The organism is Pseudoalteromonas sp. NZS37, from assembly GCF_015864265.1.
GTDB classification, from domain to species: Bacteria; Pseudomonadota; Gammaproteobacteria; order Enterobacterales; family Alteromonadaceae; genus Pseudoalteromonas; species Pseudoalteromonas arctica.
On sequence record NZ_JADYXL010000039.1, the window covers coordinates 1 to 1,500 of the forward strand.

1 protein-coding gene and 1 pseudogene are annotated in these 1,500 nt (G+C 41.6%); both read left to right on the top strand.

Translation table 11 applies throughout. The features are described from left to right. Window positions 1-164 precede the first annotated feature (164 nt). The gene (locus I6F47_RS20235) at window positions 165-404 is read left to right on the top strand and encodes a hypothetical protein (RefSeq protein ID WP_197184451.1); all 240 of its coding nucleotides are present in this window, start codon (window positions 165-167) and stop codon (window positions 402-404) included. Continuing rightward, window positions 404-1,500: pseudogene (locus I6F47_RS20240) on the top strand (hypothetical protein); the annotation flags it as partial. The gene I6F47_RS20235 and the pseudogene I6F47_RS20240, both read left to right, overlap by 1 nt.

A 1,500-nucleotide genomic window follows, 5' to 3' on the forward strand; every position in this document is an offset into this window, starting at 1 on the left:
GTTCTGAAATTAATAAATGACGAAAAGAAAAATAATTCAGAGCCAGAGCTAAAAGCATTAAAAGCTATGACGGTTACTTTGCAATGTAAAATCCTATCGCGTAACGGGTATGCAAATTTTGCAGACCTAATTAAACGCAAAGCAATAAACGCGGGGCTTTAATCATGAGCCAATTCACGCAAGAAATCACAGAATTGAAAACTGATGAATCTCATTGGTGTTATGCGCGCGGAAAAGCGGCGCAGTTAAAGTTAGCTTTTAAAAGTAAAAAAGCAGAGTTGGAACGTAAAAAGCAAATTCAAATGCAAGAAGAACGCGAGCGTAATTATCAAGGTGATGATTCTGCTATTCGCTATGATGCACTGCACGCAGCCGCACATTTTTCTCGTAATGGGTGGCTTTAATGGATATTACAATACCCGAGCATATATTTACCGATGCAATACAAAGCGCCCAAAGTGGCGCTTTTTCTGCGTTTGCAGTTCAGCCAGCAACAGAAAAAGAAATAGAAGAATCTTTGACTTGGTTGGATTATATCGAGTCACACACAAAAGGTTATCGCGAAGCGACCGCGAAAGCGGAAAAAGATAGGCTTGTCAAAAGGCGCAAAAGTCCGACACGATTAAAAAGTGATGATAATCCACGTTCTAAACGTTCGCTGTTGGACGCTCAGGCTTTTAGTTTTAATAAATTGATGTCAGAGGCTTTAGATAAGTTTACACCGCAGGAGCGCGCTCAGCACTTATGCATAAACGCAGACGAAACACTAGATATTCAAACAGGCGAAGTTCGCGGAAAAAGAGTTCAGGAAGTTGAACGCGGACACTTTGCAAGCAAACCGCTTGAGGCAGATAAAACAGCAAAAGTTCATTTTCAAAACCGCAATTGGTCAAGTGATTACCGAATTGTGTGCACTCAAAACACCCGCGCCAGTGATGCGCCAGATGCAAACACCGGTGACAGGGTAACGAAAACGGTTACTAGTCGTGCAAGAGGGAAAATTGTTGACAGTGGTTTGTACATGCAAGCGGTTAAAGGTGGTTTTAATTCGTTTTTAACGGTTACGTTAGACGCAGATGCACGTAAAAAACTAAATGAAAAACACTTAAAAAAAGACCGTGGCGGCAACGCTGGCGAAATAATCAAACCATGGTTTAACACAAGCGGTGAAAAACTGGTTTTTCCAATGGCTGAAAATAACGAAATTATAGCAAGTGGCCGCTTTACTCATTTGAAATATGACTTTTCAACAATAGGCGAACAGTTAAGCCCGTTTTTTGATGCACTTGGAAAAATGCACAAGCGTGGTTTTGTTGCCACCGGTCAAATAGCAAAAACGCCGACTGCTAAAAAATACACATGGGGCGAAGTTGAATGCATAGGTCGCGCTGATAGGTTGTACCCATGGGGCAAAGTTTCAAGTGTTGGCGGTAAAGGTCGAGTTGATTCAGATTTAATTAGAAGTAACGAGCGTTTATACCCATGGGGTTTGGTTGAGTG

Excerpts from the sequence above, each read along its gene's own strand:
- I6F47_RS20235 (WP_197184451.1), top strand. The coding sequence starts at position 165 with ATGAGCCAATTCACGCAAGAAATCACAGAATTGAAAACTGATGAATCT.